The sequence below is a fragment of the Zwartia vadi genome (genome assembly GCF_030410375.1).
Lineage (GTDB): Bacteria > Pseudomonadota > Gammaproteobacteria > Burkholderiales > Burkholderiaceae_B > Zwartia > Zwartia vadi.
This window is the reverse complement of the sequence record NZ_JAUHHE010000007.1, coordinates 84,658-101,867: the sequence shown is the minus strand read 5'-3', so window position 1 is coordinate 101,867 and position 17,210 is coordinate 84,658. Positions and strand designations below refer to the sequence as shown.

Here is a 17,210-nt window from a genome sequence, read left to right as displayed (position 1 = left end):
CTGGCATGAACATCAAAAGCGACACTACGCCCAAGCCGGCAAACGTCAGGCTGGAGGCCATGCTCAAAGGCCCCATCTTTTTAACGCTCCTGGGTCTGGCCTGGCCCAATCTTTTGATGATGATCGCACAATCGAGCACTGGCTTTATCGAGGCATGGTTTCTCTCCAAACTCGGCATTGACGCTTTGGCGGGCGCGGCCTTGGTGCTCCCTATCCTGATGCTGATGCAAAGCATGTCTCAAGGCGCGATGGGCGGAGGCATTTCCTCCGCCGTTGCGCGCGCGCTTGGAGCCGGACACTATGCACAGGCGAACAGTCTGGTGTTGCATGCCGTCGTGCTCAATACCGCCCTGGGCATCATATGCTGCGTCATATTAATGCTGTTCAGCACGCCACTTTTCGAGCTGATGGGTGCGAGAGACGCGTCCCTCACCGCAGCCCTCGCCTATGCACAAATCGCCTTTCCCGGCTTAATCCTCATGTGGATCATGAACGCACTCGCGAGTGTGATTCGTGGTTCGGGGAACATGTTCACTCCGGGTCTTGTCATCTCTGGCGGTGCAGTCTTGTTGATCCCGCTTTCTCCACTTCTGATTTTTGGCTGGGGGCCCTTCCCTGCCCTTGGCATCGCAGGTGCAGGCTGGGCGCTCGTCATCTACTACGCGAGCGGCACGGCGATTTTATTTTGGTATGTTGTCTCGGGCAGAAATCTCGCACGCCTGCAACTTGGCAAGCTCGACTGGACGCCCATCCGCAACATTCTTGCTGTGGGTGGTCTCGCAACACTCAATCCATTGCTCACAAACGGCCTGATCGCCTCCACCACAGCACTAGTTGGCGCGTATCTTGGAACAGCTGCTCTTGCCGGCTACGGCACGGCTGCTCGACTCGAATATTTTATTTTTCCTGTTGCATTCGGCATTGGCGCCCCCCTGGTCGCCATGGTGGCCTCCAACCTCGGTGCCAACCAGCGCAAGCGCGCAATGAAAATCGCCCTAACGGGCGGCGCGATGGCGTTTGTGGTTGCCGAAATCATCGGACTGGCCGCGGCGATCTGGCCTCATAGCTGGATGCGGCTGTTTGGCGATGATCCGGACATGATTGAAGCAGGTGTGGCATACCTCAGGGTGGTCGGTCCCTTCTTTGGTTTTTTCGGTCTGGGCTTTACGCTTTATTTCGCGGCACAAGGCGCGAGAAAACTATTCTGGCCGCTTGCGAGCGGGGTGCTTCGCCTGATGATTGCGGTACTAGGCGGTTGGGCGGTTTTACACTTCACCTCTTCGCTCATCTGGTTTTTTGCAGCCTCCGCTCTCGCGATGACGCTATACGGTGGCGTTATTCTGGCTACAACAACGCCCCGTATGTGGTTTAAACAACCGCCACGCTAATTTCCTCGAATACCGGTGCGTTGGATTTAGCCCTGAAGTGATCGACAACCCAGGACTTACACACCGATTCATCAGAACGATCACGGATATTGCGAAAGACCTCATTGATCTGAAGCTTACCGGTACAAATATCGTTTTGAAATTGCAAGACATGTGCGAGCGCGAAATCAGCAAATATTCTCTTTCTAATGATTTCAGCACCAGCGAAATAATAATTGGAAATCACGCCCACCATAAACTGCTCGCGGCGCATCTGGTTCACATATTCAATCACACCCGGTTTGAGTGTGAGTTCCATTGCGACTTTTTCGAACTGACTACGATGAACAAATTTAAAAAGTGCCGTGACCTGCTCGCAACGCTCCAGATCCGTCAAGTTAGATTCTTGCAAAAGCTTGGCGAGTGCCTCTTGCGTGCCAGTCGCCGCTGCCAAGGCATCGATATAGCGTTCCTCGGTGATGATTTCGTCCATGTCGAGCAACAGTAATTTAGTACGTCCCTTTTGTCGGGTCAGAACATACTCGAAGGTGGCAACTGCTTGTCGCTGAACCTCATACATCTCATTGATTTGTTCGACATGCAATCGACCAGCTTCGCGCGAATACTGATGAATGACACGCGAGACCTCGAACGCCATGGAGGTCAGATCCGTCAACGGTTGGCTTTCATGCTCGAGTGAACCAATATCAACCTCCGCCAATCTTGCGCCTTTACGGAAGGCGCCAATCAACAAACCGATGTCCACGCCATAGCCTGCCTCAAACGACAGGTTTTTTAACAAACTCACCCTGCCTGAAATGATCCCGCCCAAGGGTTGCGAAAAATGCGCAAGCTCGGGGAAAAAAACTTTAAGCATCGGCTTGGCGGTGAGCTCTGTCACGCGTCCTCCACCACGTCCAAACTTTGCTTTGACAAAGTCGGCCTGATTGTTGCGTAAAGGCTGGACCATATCGGAAATGATGTTGGCTTGAAGTCCAGACAGATCCCCATCTAGAAAAACGACAAACTCGTGGCGGGCCGCCTCCACGCCGTCTCGCATCGACACGCCTTTGCCGAGCATCGAGCTCGTCAAGACGACCGCACCCGCCGCGCGTGCGATCTCTGCCGTCGCATCGATTGAACTATCGTCCACGACAATCACTTCGCCCGTCGCGGGATCGTTCAGGGCGTATTCGATCACGGAAGCGATCGCTTTTTCTTCGTTTAGTGCAGGAATGATGACCGAGGCCAGGGCATCCACTGCTGTTGTTGTCAGGACAGCATGATCGGCTTGGGGTGATGTGCCTGTTAGTCGATCGAGTGGTAAGCGTTGTTTAAATTGAAGCCAGTAGTGATTGATGGCGCGCAACAATCGCGCAATATGTGTCCGCATGGATGACTCCCACGTGGTGTCTTTCGGACCTCATTGTAACGACTCATGCACAATTGTGTTTTTTACAAGTCTTTTTAGTGACTATGTAAGGGTTTCTTGTTGGGTGTAATGATTGACCCCAAAATCATTCCGAACAAGCTTGCCAACAATCCATAGAGCTGCGGGGGAACAGGTTCGTCCACACCCGTGATCTCTAAAATGATCCAGGTCGACAAGCCAAACAAAATAGCAAACGCCGCACCGAGGTTGCTTGCACGCTTCCAAAACAATCCCGCTGCCAATGGCACAAAGGCGCCCGCGAGCGTGATGCGATAAGCGTTTTCAACCATCGTGTGAATCGTCGCATCCGTTGCAATCGCGTAGAACGTCACCATCGCACTAAACACCAACACAGTGATTCGCGTGGACCACAACAATTGACGATCGGTCATATGTGGCGCGAAGCCCTTGAGAATTTTTCAGTAAAAGTAATCGAGGGAGCAAGCAGCGTTCCCGATGCGGTGCTCATGATGACTGAAATCAAGGCGCCAAAGAAAATCACTTGCATGTAAAACGGCATGTGATCCATGATCAATGTCGGCAAAATCATCTGCGAATCTGTATGGATGAATTTGGCAACCATCTGCGGATCGATGATATTGGCTGTATAGGCAAGCAACAAAGGCACGGCGGCAAAAAAGAAATAGGACACGCCACCTAAGGTCGTCGCCCAAACCGCAATCGTCTCGTTGCGCGCGGAGTTCACGCGTTGAAACACATCTTGTTGAGGAATCGAGCCCAAGCCCATCGTCACCAGCGCGGCCATCCAGCCGAGCATGTCCCAGATTTCGAATGTGGGCAGGAAATTAAACTTGCCTTCGGCAGAGGCTTTGGCCAGTACGCTTGAAAGTCCGCCTGCCTGATCGGTCGCGAAATTTGTCACAAGCAGCAGGCCAACAATGATGACAATCATCTGCACGAATGTTGTCAATGCCACCGACCACAGCCCGCCGAAGATTGTATAGAGCACCACCACACCGGCCCCGATCAACATCCCCTGCGTGACCGATATCACGTCGAGCGAGAGCACGTTGAATACCAAACCCAACGCAGTGATTTGAGCAGACACCCAACCCAGATAGGAAACCACAATGCAGATCGACAAAAGCAATTCAGTTTGCCTGTTGTAGCGAATACGAAAGTAATCACCCAAAGTCAGCAGATTCATGCGGTAAAGCGGACGCGCAAAAATCAAACCGAACAACACTAGACAGAGCGAGGCGCCAAGCGGATCTGAAATCAAGCCTCTAAAGCCCTCTTTGAGAAACGTCGCCGAAATACCTAAAACCGTTTCCGCACCAAACCAGGTCGCAAACACCATGGCAAGCACCACTGCCATGGGCAAGTTCCTACCCGCAGTCACATAGTCCCGTGCGTTATGCACTTTCGAGGCGCCATACAGACCAATGGCAACAGAAATGGCGAGATAACCGATAACAAGCCAGAGCAACATATCCATAGTCCCTATGAGGCACGCGGTCTTGGGGGAAATTAATCGCTCGGATTATAGACAAGCGGTGCATAATTTAGATAATTTCCCGAAATGCCTCGCGCCCTCTTTCACTTCGGAGATCTCCATGCCACAAACCTACTCGATGACCGCACGTGCGTTGCACTGGCTAACCGCCATTCTCATTGTTGCGCTGATCGCACTTGGGGTCTGGATGACCGAACGCGCGGCAGCCAACTTATGGGACGCCCTCACCAACACCCTCTATGGCTGGCACAAGCTCATCGGATTCATCGTCTTGTGGCTGACCGCGCTCAGGATCATTGTCAAAATACGTTCGACCAAGCCATCCTACCCTGCCAGCGTTTCTCCCACCGTCATCAAACTCGCGGCTGCAGGCCATGGCGCGCTCTACTTGTTGTTGCTCATTGTTCCGCTTCTAGGCTGGGCGGGCGTGACTGCCTTCCCTGCGCTCATCACGATCGGTGGCTATCACCTTCCCGCGATGCCTGGCATCCCCAAGGATCAAGCCCTCGCCAAGCAAATTTTCGAGATTCACGGCAATCTCGCCATGGTGCTGGCCATTCTTGCACTGGGACATATTGCGGCGGCACTCCATCACTTAGTCATCAAAAAAGACGGCGTGTTTCAACGTATGTGGCCGAAAAACTAAGTTAAAAAGACATAAGGCATGCGCCCTCAGACTAGGGAAAGCCCTTAGAACGCAACACTCAGTGCCCGCGCAAGCCCACGGGCGTACAAACTTTGGTACATTGTGCGCTCGATGGGGAGTAGCTCTGGTCGACCCAAACAGGAAAATCACCGCCCTGTTTCCGTAGACCTTCGACAAGTCGTCATACACGAAGCTTAAGCATATGCCCGGCTTCCGGTTTGTCGGGCAGAGATTCATTCACTGAATCGCTGAGCAAGACCGTCGCTCCGTTATCACACCAAAGGCTTCTAAAATTATGGAACTTTTCTCCGCTCCCTGGTGGTCCGCTCTTTTGGCCATCATTATCATCGACTTAGTTCTCGCCGGCGACAACGCCATCGTGATCGCACTCGCTGCCCGTAAACTCCCGCCGCAGCTCCAAAGAAAAGCCATTATCTGGGGTACGGTCGGTGCAATCGCCGTACGTTCAGCCATGACACTCGTCGTGGTTTGGCTGCTCAAAATACCCGGACTCATGCTGATTGGCGGTCTCGGTCTGGTTTGGATCGCCTACAAATTACTCGCCGACACTGGCGATGAAGGTGGCCATGACGACCTTCAGGTCAATGGTTTCTGGGGCGCGATGAAAACCATCATCATCGCCGATGCGCTGATGGGTATCGATAACGTGCTTGGCGTGGCTGGCGCTGCACAAGGTTCGTTCGACTTGGTCGTCATCGGTTTGTTGATCAGTATCCCGATCGTGGTGCTCGGCAGCACGGTCGTCCTCAAAATCGTTGAGCGCTTCCCGATCGTCATCAACTTGGGTGCAGCCGTTCTCGCGTTCACTGCGGGCAAGATGATTGTCAACGAGCAGCTGCTCGGCGACGTGTTCAAGGCGGGCAACAGCACATCAACCATTCTGTATTGGGGTGTGATCGTCATCGCCGTGATTGGCGTTTTGTTGGTCGGCAACATGAAAGCTAAAAAAGCAAAAGCCGCCGCGCAAGCGCACTAACTCGTAATTTGCTGTTGCTTGAGCACTGCTGCACAACGCTCTGACTGACACTTGGCTCCTTCGGGAGCCATTTGTTTTTTCGGTTCTGCTATACACTTGCTCATGAAAGCGAGACCACCCCTTCCGCTCAAGCGTATTTAGCCAACCATGCCAAGCCTCTCCACACTCGCTGGACCCGGCAGCTTTATCGGCCTGCTGATCCTCTCGAACGTATTCATGACTTTCGCCTGGTACGCACACCTCAAAAATCTCTCCGAAAAACCTTGGTGGATCGCCGCCATCATCAGCTGGGGCATCGCATTTTTTGAGTACATGTTGCAAGTACCGGGTAACCGCATTGGCTTTCAATATTTTTCACTTGGCCAGCTCAAGATTGTCCAAGAGGTGATCACACTTGGCGTGTTTATCCCCTTTGCGATTTTTTATATGGGCGAGCCCTTCAAGACAGATTACCTCTGGGCAGGACTGTGCCTGCTCGGAGCGGTCTACTTTATTTTCCGAAGCTAAATACTCGCCAAAAGAGAGGACAACATGATGCAGATAAATTTGACAGGCAAGCGCGCACTCGTCGCCGGAGGCAGTCGAGGCATTGGCCTTGGGATCGCAAAGTGTTTCGCGCAAGCGGGAGCTGATGTATCGATCTGCGCCCGCACGCAAAGCTCTCTGGACGAAGCCCAAAAAACGCTTGCTCAATATGGCGGCCGGGTCTTGTCCACGGCCTGCGATCTAGGTGATGCCCACGCAATCAAAACATGGGTCGATCACTCTGCGGCAGAACTCGGTGGTATCGATATCCTGGTCAACAATGCCTCAGCCTTCGGACGCCTGGATAACGAGGAAGACTGGGCGGCAAGTGTGCAAATCGACCTGATGGCAGCTGTACGCGCCAGCGCCGCGGCAATGCCCTTTCTTGAAAAAAAGGGCGGAAACATCATTCACATCTCTTCGATATCAGGTCTCAAAGCCACGGTTCGCTCAGTGCCCTACGGCGCAATCAAAGCCGCCATGATGGAATACACACAGACCCAGGCACTCTCCTACGCCAAGAAAAACATACGCGTAAACTGCATCGCTCCGGGCTCCGTGTTTTTCGAAGGAGGAAATTGGGATAAAGTGAAACGCGACAACCCAAAGCTTTACGAAGCGACACTGGCAAAAATCCCTTTCGGCCGCTATGGCAAACCCGAAGAAATCGGACAAGTCGTCGCCTTCCTGGTGAGCGATCTCGGCTCTTGGGTCACAGGTCAAACCATCGTCGTTGACGGTGGACAAACTCTTTAGTCAATGGAACTCTTTATGCGAAGCCTTTTTCCTTCCGTTCTCGGTGTAACCCTCCTTGCGCTACTCATTGGCTGCGGTACTCCCGACAAAGAGAAAGAACAGAAAAAGCAAGCCAATGCCGTGCCTGAGCGCGCTGCCGAGGTCACCTTTAAAAACGCCTCTCCTGTTCAGGTTAAAAACAACCTCATGGGTGCCTGTTCTCAAAATCGCTTACGCATTCAGCCTGACCATACCGAAGTTATATGCATCCGCCATCCCATTAGCGAGGATCGAGAAAAATTGCTCACGGATCTGATGAACGATGACTTTGGCCGAAGTATGACGGACAACATCAGGTTTTCTATCACTCCAGATGGACGAGATGTTCGCGTCAAAGGTTACGCCTATCTTCAATTCGACTCGCCCTTAGGTGTCATGGGTGATGCGGGCGTCAAAATCGTGCGTGTCAATCTGCGTGATGACAACTCCTTTTCAATGGTGGAGACACTGCTCAAGCAAGCGGGCGCCACGCAGCCCTGACATCATTTGGAAATTTAAAGACACTTGTCCATGACCAGCTCCTACGCTCCGAAAGCAAACAACCCCCATGCACTCACTCACTTGTTCGATAAAAACAGGGAGTGGGTCGACTCTGTGATCAAAGCAGATCCCGACTTTTTCAATCGTCTGGCCAACCAGCAATCACCAGAATACCTCTGGATCGGTTGTTCAGATTCGCGAGTGCCCGCCAATCAAATCACCGGCCTGGCGCCTGGCGAAGTGTTTGTACACAGAAATATCGCGAACGTTGTCGTGCACACCGACCTCAACGCCTTATCGGTGATCCAATTCGCCATCGACCAGCTCAAGGTGAAACACATCATCGTCGTGGGACATTACGGTTGTGGTGGCGTGCGCGCCGCGATGGAAAATGTGCGCATCGGCTTGGCTGACAACTGGATTCGTCATGTGAAAGATGTACATGACAAGCACGGCACTTATCTTGGCAAACTGACCAACCGCAGCGAAAAACTGAACCGTTTATGCGAACTGAACGTGATCGAACAGGTCGTCAATGTTTGTCAAACAACTAGTGTGCAGGATGCCTGGCATCGTGGCCAACCCCTCACGATCCATGGTTGGGTTTATGGCGTGGAGGACGGCTTGGCGCGCGATCTCGGTGTGAGTGTGGCCACACCCGACGAGCTCGAACAACGCTATCAGCAAGTTTTAGCCAAACGCTTTACTTGACAAGCTCACGCTCTGGCGCTTGAGCCGCCAGAACAACCAGCAGGCGATCGTGAGGTTGAGTCCGTTCCAGATCAAGCCGTTGATCATGGCAACCTTGTAAGAACCCGTCACGTCGAATATTTTTCCTGACATCCAGCCACCCAAGGCCATGCCAAGCATAGTCGCCATGATGACGGCGCCCACCCGACGGCCTGTTTCCGCGGCGGGAAAATGCTCGCGAATAATGATCGCATAAGAAGGCACGATCCCCCCTTGAAACAAACCAAAGGTTGCCGCGATCAAATACAAGGAGACCAGCCCATCGAAAGGCAGGAACATCAACAAGGCAATGCCCTGCAGCGAGGAACCAAGCAAGAGTGTTCTGATGCCGCCAATCCGGTCGCAAATCGCGCCTGAAATCAAACGACTGATCACACCGCACGCTAGCATAAGCGACAGCATTTCCGCGCCACGCGCAGCGCCATAGCCGAGATCGACGCAATAGGCCACGATATGGACCTGCGGCATCGACATGGCGACACAGCAAGCCAGGCCAGCGACAATCAGGAGCGTCTGAGCCTGCCCCACACTCAGCCCGAAAGGTCGGGAGGAAGAAAAAACCGTTGGACTCGTGCTGCTTGCGACAACATTCAGCGGGGGACGTCGTCTCAAAAACAGGGCCAGCAGCCCCATACTGATACCGCACACACCCCCCATCCAGAGGTAGGTCTCGCGCCACCCGATTGTTGTCACGCCCCATTGGGCCAGATAAGGCCACACCGCGCCGGCAAGATAGTTGCCACTGGCACACACCGCCACCGCTATGCCGCGACGTTTATTCCACCACAAGGAAGTATCCGCCACCAAGGGTGCAAAGGTTGACGAAGTCCCCAGCAAACCAAGGAACAAGCCATGCGCCATGGCAAAACCCATGATGCTCGTGCTCAGGCCTGCCCAGATGAAACCAATCAAAATCCCCGCGGAGCCGATCAACAAAGAAACCGTGACCCCGAAACGATCCGCGATTTTCCCCATGTAGACGCCACCCACACCAAAACCGATCATCATCAAGGTGTAAGGCAAAGAAGCATCGGAACGGGAAACGCCAAACTCCGACTGGACTTCGGGTAGGACGACCGCAACCACAAACATGCAACTGCTACCCATCAGCATGGCAAGCAATGCGATGACCAGACGCCAAAATGCGTAACGCGAATCAATCAGTTCTGCGGGGGCCGGAGTGTTATTCATACAGTACGATCAGAAGTAATATGCAGCGTAACATGACTCAAACCGATGCAGAGGCCCTGCATCTGGACGTACACTGTCGGTCATGACAAGCACCTTTTGGTTTACCCCGGTTTTCATCCTGATCTGGAGCACCGGCTTTATCATCGCCCGCTACGGCATGCCCTATTCCGAGCCGATGACCTTTTTAGCGATTCGCTTTGGCGCCGTCGTGCTCTGCATGATCCCGATCGTGCTTTGGCTTAAAGCTCCCTGGCCGCGTGGTCGTCAGGTTTGGCACATCGCCATTGCCGGTGCCTTGTTTCAATTCGGCTACCTTGGTGGCGTCTGGGCGGCCGTCAAACTCGGCATGCCTGCCGGACTGGCAGCCTTGATCATCGGCTTGCAGCCCATTCTGACTGGCCTGTTGGCGTCCTTTGTTTCCGAGCGGGTCACGCCTCGCCAATGGATCGGCCTCATTCTGGGACTGACTGGCGTGGCCTTGGTGTTGTTTACCAACATCCGTCTCGAAGGCCTTTCCCTGACCAGCATCCTGCTCGCCTTTGGAGGGATGTTTGCCATCACCTCAGGTACGCTTTACCAGAAACGCTTTTGTCCCTCTTTTGACTTGCGTACCGGTTCCATCATTCAGTTCTCTATCAGTACCTTGCTATGCGTCATCATGATGTTTCTTTTTGAAACACGCGAAATTCAGTGGACTGGCCCCATGATCGGCGCCATGCTTTGGGGTATTTTCGCGATATCGATCGGCGCCATGAGCCTCTGGTTTATTTTGCTGCGACGCGGTGACGCCACGAAAGTCAGCAGCATGATGTATCTCGTCCCGCCAACCACAGCAGTCATGGCCTGGGCGCTGTTTGACGAGCCCCTGACGCCCACGGTTCTGATGGGAATCGTGATCACCATGCTCGGCGTGCTCATCATCAACCAGGCTTCCTGGCCAAATTGGCTCAAGCGACGGCTGTAAGTCCCAGCCCTTAACGCCGGCTGCGCCAGACCAGCAACCCGGTCACAATAACCATGCCTGCCGCAATGATGAGCGGCAAATGATCGGCAGCCGTGAGGGTATGAAACACCTCTTCCAGCAAACTATCGCCATGTCCAGGGTGCGCAAAGGCCTTGACACTCAGAGCACTCAAGAGGCCTAAAACAACCGTTTTTTTCATTTCCATCAAACACTCCTAAAAATTCGCGACACAATCAACCTGCGCCCGTTAAACTTACCACTGCGCACGCTGCCTGCCCATGCACCATTTTGTTTCATTCATGCACTCATGCCCGGAGACCATGCACCATGGCTGTGATTACAAACGTTGAAGACCTCCGCATTCTCGCTAAAAAACGCGTTCCGCGCATGTTTTACGACTACGCCGACTCGGGCTCATGGACTGAGAGCACATATCGTGCCAACGAAAGCGATTTTCAAAAAATCAAATTGCGCCAGCGCATTCTAGTCAATATGGAGAATCGCTCGACGGTCACGCACATGATCGGGCAAAAAGTTGCCATGCCGGTCGCGATCGCGCCAACCGGCTTGACTGGCATGCAGCACGCTGACGGCGAGATCTTGGCAGCACGGGCCGCCAAAAATTTCGGTGTTCCGTTCACACTGTCGACCATGAGCATCTGCTCGATCGAAGATGTCGCCGAAGGCACCAATCACCACCCGTTCTGGTTTCAACTGTACGTCATGAAAGATCGCGACTTTATCGAGCGCCTGATCGAACGTGCCAAGCGTGCCAACTGCTCGGCACTCGTGCTCACTCTTGATCTGCAGATTCTGGGTCAGCGTCACAAAGACTTGAAAAACGGTCTGAGCGCCCCACCCAAAATGACGCTTGCCAACATGATCGACATTGCCACCAAGCCCCGCTGGGCGCTGGGCATGCTCGGCACGCCGCGGCGCCAGTTTGGCAATATTGTTGGTCACGTCAAAGGCGTATCCGACATGAGCAAACTCAGCGAGTGGACCGCTTCTCAGTTCGATCCCGCGCTGAACTGGAACGATGTCGAGTGGATCAAAAAACTCTGGGGCGGCAAACTCATCCTGAAAGGCATCCAGGATCCCGAGGACGCGCGTCTGGCACTGAACAGCGGAGCCGATGCGCTCATCGTCAGTAATCATGGTGGTCGTCAGCTGGATGGCGCCGAGTCCAGCATTCAATGTTTGCCCGCGATTGTCGATGCGGTCGGCAAACAAATCGAGGTGCACATGGATGGAGGGATTCGCAGCGGTCAGGATGTCCTGAAAGCTCGCGCACTGGGTGCGCAAGGTTGCTACATCGGCCGTGCCTTCTTATATGGCCTGGGCGCGATGGGCGGCCCCGGCGTCACAAAAGTGCTGGAAATGATCCATAAAGAGCTCGACTTGACGATGGCCTTTTGTGGACGAACCGACATCGAAACTGTTGATAAAAGTATCCTGCTTCCAGGGACATTTCCAACCTGAGTTTGACACTGCAAATCAGTCTACTTCGTCACATAAATGTGCTTTAATTCACGCCGTTCATCCTCCGTTCACCCAATAAAAAAATGACCTCGAAATCAAGCACAATGCGTACCCTGCCACGCTGGATTTTCATGAGCCGCTGGCTCCAAGCCCCCCTCTATCTCGGTCTGATTGTTGCGCAAGGCATCTATGTCTGGCAGTTCTGGAAAGAGTTGATTCATCTCATCGGCATGATGGCCGTTGAAAAAACGGTGACTGAGACCGAACTCATGCTCATCGTGCTGGGCCTGATCGATGTGGTCATGATTTCCAACCTGTTAGTCATGGTGATTGTGGGCGGCTGGGAAACCTTTGTCTCCAGGCTCGACCTCAAAGATCATCCGGATCAACCCGAATGGCTATCCCATGTCAACGCGGGTGTACTGAAGGTCAAGCTTGCGACAGCCATCATCGGCATCTCATCGATTCATTTGTTGAAGACTTTCATCAATGCCCCAAGCATGGAAGATTCAACGATGATGTGGCAGACAATCATCCATCTCGCGTTTGTCTTGTCGGCGCTCGCAATCGCCTATACCGAAAAACTCCTGCGCTCGGATCACTAACGCCCTCTCACACATGCGACGTCGCCAACTACTCGGCATCACCGTCGCTTCGGCGGCCTTAATCGGCCTGCCCAAAACTGGCTGGGGTCGCTTCAACTGGTCGAGCGATCCCTTTAGTCTGGGTGTAGCGAGCGGCTCGCCCACCAGCAACTCAATGGTGTTGTGGACGCGGCTTGGGCCCGAAGCGCTGGCTCAAACTGGCAGAACACATGCACAGGTGCCTGTCACTTGGCAGCTTGCGCATGACGCGCGATTCACGCAAATCGTTCAGCAAGGTGAACTGACAGCCTTACCCGCACTCGGTCATTCCCTGCACGCCGAGGTCACCGGACTGTTACCCGCCCGTTCATACTTTTATCGTTTCATCGCGGGCGATGCCACGAGTCCTGTCGGACAGACACGCACCTTTCCTGCCCCCGGACAAGCCGCTTCGCGCCTGCGCGTAGCCTATGCTTCTTGCCAGCGTTGGGGAGATGGCTTCTACTCTGCTTATCGGGACATGAGAGAACAAAATCTCGATGTCGTGATGTTTCTGGGTGACTACATTTACGAGTATCCCGCGTCCGCGTCGCGCGACGTCAGACAGACCACCGGCGGCTGGGTCCTCACTCTGGATGATTACCGCGCACGCTATGCGCTGCATAAATCCGACCCCCATCTACAAGCCATGCATGCCGCATGCCCCTGGATTGTGACCTGGGATGACCACGAGGTCCAGAACGACTACGCGGAATTGCACGCCGGATTCTCAGGCGCACCGATTCCTGACTTCGCTGCACGCAGGAGATCCGCCTATCAGGCTTTTTATGAAAATATGCCTGTCCGCTATGCCGATTTCGCCCGACTGCTGAAGCGAGAGAGCGATCAGGTGCAGGTCTTTGGTAGCGTCAAGTTTGGTCAACTCGCGACCCTTTACAACCTGGACAACCGTCAGTACCGCCACAGGCAAGCATGCACTCCCGGCGATCGTCCCGGCGGTGGACGTATCAACCCCGAGCGTTGCGAACTAATCGGCCAGGAATACCGGACGCTGTTGGGTGAACAACAAGAGGGATGGCTCAAGCGCCAATTCGAACGTAGCGAAACCCAGTGGAACCTCATCGGTCAGCAAAGCCTGATTGGGCCGCGCAGCATGGGAAGCTCAATGCCCAATATCTGGAATGACGGCTGGGATGGTTATCCAGCTGCCCGACAGCGACTCATTGACTCCATCCGCGTCACCCGTTTGAAAAACCCGGTTGTTTTGGGCGGGGATGTCCATCAAAACTGGGTGGGACATATCTTGTCTGACTATGCTCGGCACGAGAGCCCGGCTGTCGCAGTAGAGTTTTGTGGCACCAGCATCAGCTCACGCAACCGCGCCACAGAAGCCGAAGTGGCAAAAATCCTGACTAACAGCCCTTATTTTATTTTTGCCAATGCCCAGTATCGGGGCTATGGCGTTGTGGATGTTACGCAACACACACTCACCACCACGCTGCGCGCGGTCAAAAATATCCGAGACCCTGACTCGGAGGTGATGACACTCGCCCGCTTTGGCGTAAACGCTGGACGCTCAATGGTCCAGACTCTTTAAAAGATGTCGTACGGAATACCTCACACGACATCCTAAGACTTACTTTTTGAGCAAAAAGATATTGCTTACTCCGATTAGCGTATATGCACGACTTGAAAAGTTTTGTAATGTTCAGCAGCAATATGTAAGCAAACGGATTCGTCGGCGAATCATTCAAAAATAATCGCCTCACGTTCCCCTTAGAGTCATCACAATAATTATTCGGTGCAGCGTGGATACTTCCAGCGATCAGGCAAGCTTAGGTCACATCTACTTAATTGATGATGACGCGTCCATCCGACGTGCCCTGACAGGCACACTTGAACGCCTGGGATATTCAGTCAGCGTCTACGAGGCTCCGGATGATTTTCTCAGAAGCGCTATGCCGGTCTCCCCGGCGGTTGTCCTGCTCGACATGCGTATGCCCGGAAAATCTGGCGTCGAAGTCCAGGCCGAGTTGCTGGCTAACAAATGGCGTACGCCCATCATTTTTATCAGCGGTGAAAGCCTGCCAGCCCAAATCGTCCGGGCGATGAAACAGGGTGCGGCAGATTTTCTGCTCAAACCATTTTCGATGGAATCTCTGCTGCGCGCAGTCAATAGCGGACTGGCCAAAGACGCCGAGCAGCACGCCTTGCTGCTGCGCTCCTTGAATATCCAGCAACGCTACGCGCTGTTGACGCCTCGCGAAAAAGAAGTCTGCCGCGATATCATTTCAGGCCGCTCCAACAAGGAAATCGCCGAAAGCAGCGGCTCTGCAGCCGCCACCATCAAACTTCACCGCGCGCGCGTGCTCGGCAAGATGCAGGCTAAATCTTTGAGTGACTTGATCGCCATGTTCGAGGGCACCGACCTGTTGTCGACAAACAAGGCTGTCAGCTAGGCGGTTGTTCGGCACTTGTCTGTACTTCAAGCACCCACTCCCGCCACAGGGCGACGATCAGTGCCATCAGCACGGGTCCGATAAAAAGACCGACAAAACCCATCGTCGTCACGCCCCCGACCAATCCGAAAAAAGTCGGTAAAAAGGGAAGTTTGACAGGTCCGCCAACCAGTCGAGGCCTTAGGGTCTTGTCCACGATAAATAATTCAATCGATCCCCAGGCGAACAACGCAGCGCCCGTCAAAGGCTCGCCAGAACCAACCAGGTAGAGCGAGACAAGCGTAAAGGAAAGCGGGGCGCCACCCGGAATCATCGCCATGACAGCCGTGATGACCCCAAGCAATACGGGCGAAGGCACACCCGCAACCCAATACGCGACGCCAAGGACTACACCCTCGCCGATTGCAATCAAACCCATGCCCGTGACCGTGGCGCTGGTTGTGGCGGGAATCACACGCGACAGACGGTGCCACCGCAGCGGCAATATGCGCTCACCGAGCACATCCAACTGCGCCACCATGCGGTGCCCGTCTTTGTAGACAAACAGCAAGGTGATCAGCATGAATAGCAACGTCAACAAAATGTGAAACACATCGCCTGTGGTCGACAAAATCAGGCGATAAATATTGCCAATGTGCTGCCCGCTAACCATTTCGATCATGCTGCCCATGGCATGGGGTTGTCCGAGATATTCGTCCCAGTAGCCGCCCAGTCGTTCGCCCACCAGAGGCAGCGCAGTAATCCAAGCGGGGGCACTGACACCTTCTTTGTTGGCATGAATCAACCAGGCGAGCAAATGGCTCACTTCGGTGAAGGCGTAGTAGAGTGCGGCGGACAGCGGAATAATCAATACCAGCGTGATAAAAATCAGCGCACCGCTCGCGGCCAGCGTAGTGCGACCTCCACAGACACTGACCCATCGAGAATAAATTGGCCAACTGGCAAACCCCACAATGAGGGCTGCCAGCACCGGCACCACAAAGCCACTGAAAAAATAAACGCCCGCTGCCAGTAATAAAACCAGCAGAATGCGCGCAACAATATGGACCGGCAATACGGGCTGCATCAGGTCAGTACTCTTGTCGGTGTGCCTGCGGCAAACGCTTCAATGTTGGCCACGACATTTTTGTAGAACACGCCAAAGTTTTCAGGCGTTGCGTAACCAAGATGGGGTGTCAAGACCGTGCGCGGCACTTGACGCCAGGGGTCATTGGCCAACACTGGCTCGGACTCATACACGTCCAATCCCGCACCGCCAATCTTGCCTTGCTCAAGCGCTTTTTTAAGCGCATCCAAATCAACAAGACCCGCACGCGATGTGTTGACCAGATAGGCGGTGGGCTTCATCGACTGAATGCATGCCGCATCGACAATGCCACGCGTACGATCGCTCAGGACAATGTGAATGCTGATCGCATCGGAAGTCTTGAACAACTCCTCTTTACTGACGAGTTTGACGCCCGCCTCCTCGGCGCGTTCAGCAGTCAGATTCGGACTCCAGGCCACGACATCCATACCAAAAGCGGTACCCACGCGCGCGACTTGCTTGCCAAGATTGCCGACACCCAACAACCCAAGTCGCTTGCCCCTGATCGTAGGTGGCATTGAAGTCTGCCAAAGGCCTTTTCTCATGTTCGCGTCTTCTTGGGGGATCTTTTTAAATAACGCCAACAACAATGCCCAGGAGAGTTCAGCCGTTGCGCCGGTACTCACTGGATCGCCAGGCGAGCCCGACACAACCACACCGCGTTTGCGACAGGCGTCGAGATCAATCGAGTTGTTACGTAAACCCGTTGTCACCAGGAGCTTGAGATTGGGCATAGCTTCGATGACAGACGCGGGGAATGCCGAACGTTCACGCATGGCGACCACGACATCAAAAGGCGCAAGGGTTGCGGCCAGCTTGTCGGGCTGGATAAATTCATTGAAAAAAGTGATCTCGGCCTTAAGTGAATCCCAATTGGCCATACCCTTCGCCACTTTTAAATAATCATCGAGAACGGCAATACGCATGAAAATCTCCTTTTGATTTTTTACTTTAATTGCTTATTTAAATTAAAT

At 53.7% G+C, this 17,210-nt stretch carries 17 protein-coding genes and 1 pseudogene; 12 read left to right on the top strand and 6 right to left on the bottom strand.

Translation table 11 applies throughout. From position 1 onward, the window contains the following. Positions 1-5 precede the first annotated feature (5 nt). Positions 6-1,388, top strand: coding sequence for an MATE family efflux transporter (locus QWY27_RS07885; protein ID WP_290196428.1), 1,383 nt, complete (start codon positions 6-8; stop codon positions 1,386-1,388). Here the strand turns inward: QWY27_RS07885 and QWY27_RS07880 are convergent. After that, positions 1,369-2,760, bottom strand: a complete 1,392-nt coding sequence (locus tag QWY27_RS07880) for a glycosyltransferase (RefSeq protein ID WP_290196426.1) — start codon at positions 2,758-2,760, stop codon at positions 1,369-1,371. The genes QWY27_RS07885 and QWY27_RS07880 overlap by 20 nt on opposite strands. 74 nt (positions 2,761-2,834) lie before the next feature. Then, positions 2,835-4,252: pseudogene (locus tag QWY27_RS07875) on the bottom strand (high affinity choline transporter 1). Positions 4,253-4,376: 124 nt separating this feature from the next. Here QWY27_RS07875 and QWY27_RS07870 point away from each other — a divergent pair. The 6 genes from QWY27_RS07870 to can all read left to right on the top strand — a co-directional run bounded on the left by QWY27_RS07870 (position 4,377) and on the right by can (position 8,430). Then, positions 4,377-4,922: a cytochrome b gene (locus QWY27_RS07870; RefSeq protein ID WP_290196424.1), complete on the top strand. Its 546-nt coding sequence runs from the start codon at positions 4,377-4,379 to the stop codon at positions 4,920-4,922. 295 nt (positions 4,923-5,217) lie between these two features. Further along, positions 5,218-5,919 (top strand): TerC family protein, encoded by a 702-nt coding sequence (locus tag QWY27_RS07865; protein ID WP_290196422.1) that lies wholly within the window; start codon positions 5,218-5,220, stop codon positions 5,917-5,919. A 147-nt stretch (positions 5,920-6,066) separates the two neighbouring features. Continuing rightward, complete coding sequence (locus QWY27_RS07860; protein WP_290196421.1) at positions 6,067-6,426, top strand: DMT family protein; 360 nt, start codon at positions 6,067-6,069, stop codon at positions 6,424-6,426. Positions 6,427-6,450: 24 nt separating this feature from the next. After that, positions 6,451-7,200, top strand: a complete 750-nt coding sequence (locus QWY27_RS07855) for an SDR family NAD(P)-dependent oxidoreductase (RefSeq protein WP_290196419.1) — start codon at positions 6,451-6,453, stop codon at positions 7,198-7,200. A gap of 15 nt (positions 7,201-7,215) precedes the next feature. Further along, on the top strand, positions 7,216-7,719 hold the full coding sequence (locus tag QWY27_RS07850) for a hypothetical protein (RefSeq protein WP_290196418.1): 504 nt from the start codon (positions 7,216-7,218) through the stop codon (positions 7,717-7,719). Positions 7,720-7,749: 30 nt separating this feature from the next. Next, a complete protein-coding gene (can, locus tag QWY27_RS07845) occupies positions 7,750-8,430 on the top strand; it encodes a carbonate dehydratase (RefSeq protein WP_290196416.1) in 681 nt (226 codons plus the stop codon). Here can and QWY27_RS07840 read toward each other — a convergent pair. Beyond that, entirely contained in the window at positions 8,410-9,660 is a 1,251-nt protein-coding gene (locus tag QWY27_RS07840; RefSeq protein WP_290196415.1) for an MFS transporter, read from the bottom strand. The genes can and QWY27_RS07840 overlap by 21 nt on opposite strands. 82 nt (positions 9,661-9,742) lie before the next feature. Between QWY27_RS07840 and QWY27_RS07835 the strand changes: the two genes are divergently transcribed. After that, positions 9,743-10,624: a DMT family transporter gene (locus QWY27_RS07835; protein WP_290196413.1), complete on the top strand. Its 882-nt coding sequence runs from the start codon at positions 9,743-9,745 to the stop codon at positions 10,622-10,624. Positions 10,625-10,634: 10 nt separating this feature from the next. Here the strand turns inward: QWY27_RS07835 and QWY27_RS07830 are convergent, their stop codons facing one another. Further along, entirely contained in the window at positions 10,635-10,829 is a 195-nt protein-coding gene (locus QWY27_RS07830) for a HupE/UreJ family protein (protein ID WP_290196411.1), read from the bottom strand. Between the two features lie 122 nt (positions 10,830-10,951). Here QWY27_RS07830 and QWY27_RS07825 point away from each other — a divergent pair, with 122 nt between their 5' ends. The 4 genes from QWY27_RS07825 to QWY27_RS07810 all read left to right on the top strand — a co-directional run bounded on the left by QWY27_RS07825 (position 10,952) and on the right by QWY27_RS07810 (position 15,149). Further along, entirely contained in the window at positions 10,952-12,106 is a 1,155-nt protein-coding gene (locus QWY27_RS07825) for an alpha-hydroxy acid oxidase (RefSeq protein ID WP_290196409.1), read from the top strand. A gap of 104 nt (positions 12,107-12,210) precedes the next feature. Then, positions 12,211-12,711: a TIGR00645 family protein gene (locus QWY27_RS07820; RefSeq protein ID WP_290196407.1), complete on the top strand. Its 501-nt coding sequence runs from the start codon at positions 12,211-12,213 to the stop codon at positions 12,709-12,711. 13 nt (positions 12,712-12,724) lie between these two features. Further along, the gene (locus tag QWY27_RS07815) at positions 12,725-14,287 is read left to right on the top strand and encodes an alkaline phosphatase D family protein (RefSeq protein WP_290196405.1); all 1,563 of its coding nucleotides are present in this window, start codon (positions 12,725-12,727) and stop codon (positions 14,285-14,287) included. A gap of 211 nt (positions 14,288-14,498) precedes the next feature. Further along, a complete protein-coding gene (locus tag QWY27_RS07810; RefSeq protein ID WP_290196403.1) occupies positions 14,499-15,149 on the top strand; it encodes a response regulator transcription factor in 651 nt (216 codons plus the stop codon). Here the strand turns inward: QWY27_RS07810 and QWY27_RS07805 are convergent. After that, on the bottom strand, positions 15,142-16,218 hold the full coding sequence (locus QWY27_RS07805) for an AI-2E family transporter (RefSeq protein ID WP_290196554.1): 1,077 nt from the start codon (positions 16,216-16,218) through the stop codon (positions 15,142-15,144). The genes QWY27_RS07810 and QWY27_RS07805 overlap by 8 nt on opposite strands. Further along, positions 16,215-17,162, bottom strand: coding sequence for a D-2-hydroxyacid dehydrogenase family protein (locus QWY27_RS07800; RefSeq protein WP_290196401.1), 948 nt, complete (start codon positions 17,160-17,162; stop codon positions 16,215-16,217). The genes QWY27_RS07805 and QWY27_RS07800 overlap by 4 nt, the downstream gene beginning before the upstream one ends. Between the last annotated feature and the right edge of the window lie 48 nt (positions 17,163-17,210).

Bases quoted from the DNA above. Each gene is read 5' to 3' on its own strand.
- QWY27_RS07880 (WP_290196426.1), bottom strand. From the start codon at position 2,760: ATGCGGACACATATTGCGCGATTGTTGCGCGCCATCAATCACTACTGG.
- QWY27_RS07835 (WP_290196413.1), top strand. From the start codon at position 9,743: ATGACAAGCACCTTTTGGTTTACCCCGGTTTTCATCCTGATCTGGAGC.
- can (WP_290196416.1), top strand. From the start codon at position 7,750: ATGACCAGCTCCTACGCTCCGAAAGCAAACAACCCCCATGCACTCACT.
- QWY27_RS07825 (WP_290196409.1), top strand. From the start codon at position 10,952: ATGGCTGTGATTACAAACGTTGAAGACCTCCGCATTCTCGCTAAAAAA.
- QWY27_RS07830 (WP_290196411.1), bottom strand. From the start codon at position 10,829: ATGGAAATGAAAAAAACGGTTGTTTTAGGCCTCTTGAGTGCTCTGAGT.
- QWY27_RS07860 (WP_290196421.1), top strand. From the start codon at position 6,067: ATGCCAAGCCTCTCCACACTCGCTGGACCCGGCAGCTTTATCGGCCTG.
- QWY27_RS07840 (WP_290196415.1), bottom strand. From the start codon at position 9,660: ATGAATAACACTCCGGCCCCCGCAGAACTGATTGATTCGCGTTACGCA.
- QWY27_RS07865 (WP_290196422.1), top strand. From the start codon at position 5,218: ATGGAACTTTTCTCCGCTCCCTGGTGGTCCGCTCTTTTGGCCATCATT.
- QWY27_RS07815 (WP_290196405.1), top strand. From the start codon at position 12,725: ATGCGACGTCGCCAACTACTCGGCATCACCGTCGCTTCGGCGGCCTTA.
- QWY27_RS07855 (WP_290196419.1), top strand. From the start codon at position 6,451: ATGATGCAGATAAATTTGACAGGCAAGCGCGCACTCGTCGCCGGAGGC.
- QWY27_RS07800 (WP_290196401.1), bottom strand. From the start codon at position 17,162: ATGCGTATTGCCGTTCTCGATGATTATTTAAAAGTGGCGAAGGGTATG.
- QWY27_RS07850 (WP_290196418.1), top strand. From the start codon at position 7,216: ATGCGAAGCCTTTTTCCTTCCGTTCTCGGTGTAACCCTCCTTGCGCTA.
- QWY27_RS07870 (WP_290196424.1), top strand. From the start codon at position 4,377: ATGCCACAAACCTACTCGATGACCGCACGTGCGTTGCACTGGCTAACC.
- QWY27_RS07820 (WP_290196407.1), top strand. From the start codon at position 12,211: ATGCGTACCCTGCCACGCTGGATTTTCATGAGCCGCTGGCTCCAAGCC.
- QWY27_RS07885 (WP_290196428.1), top strand. From the start codon at position 6: ATGAACATCAAAAGCGACACTACGCCCAAGCCGGCAAACGTCAGGCTG.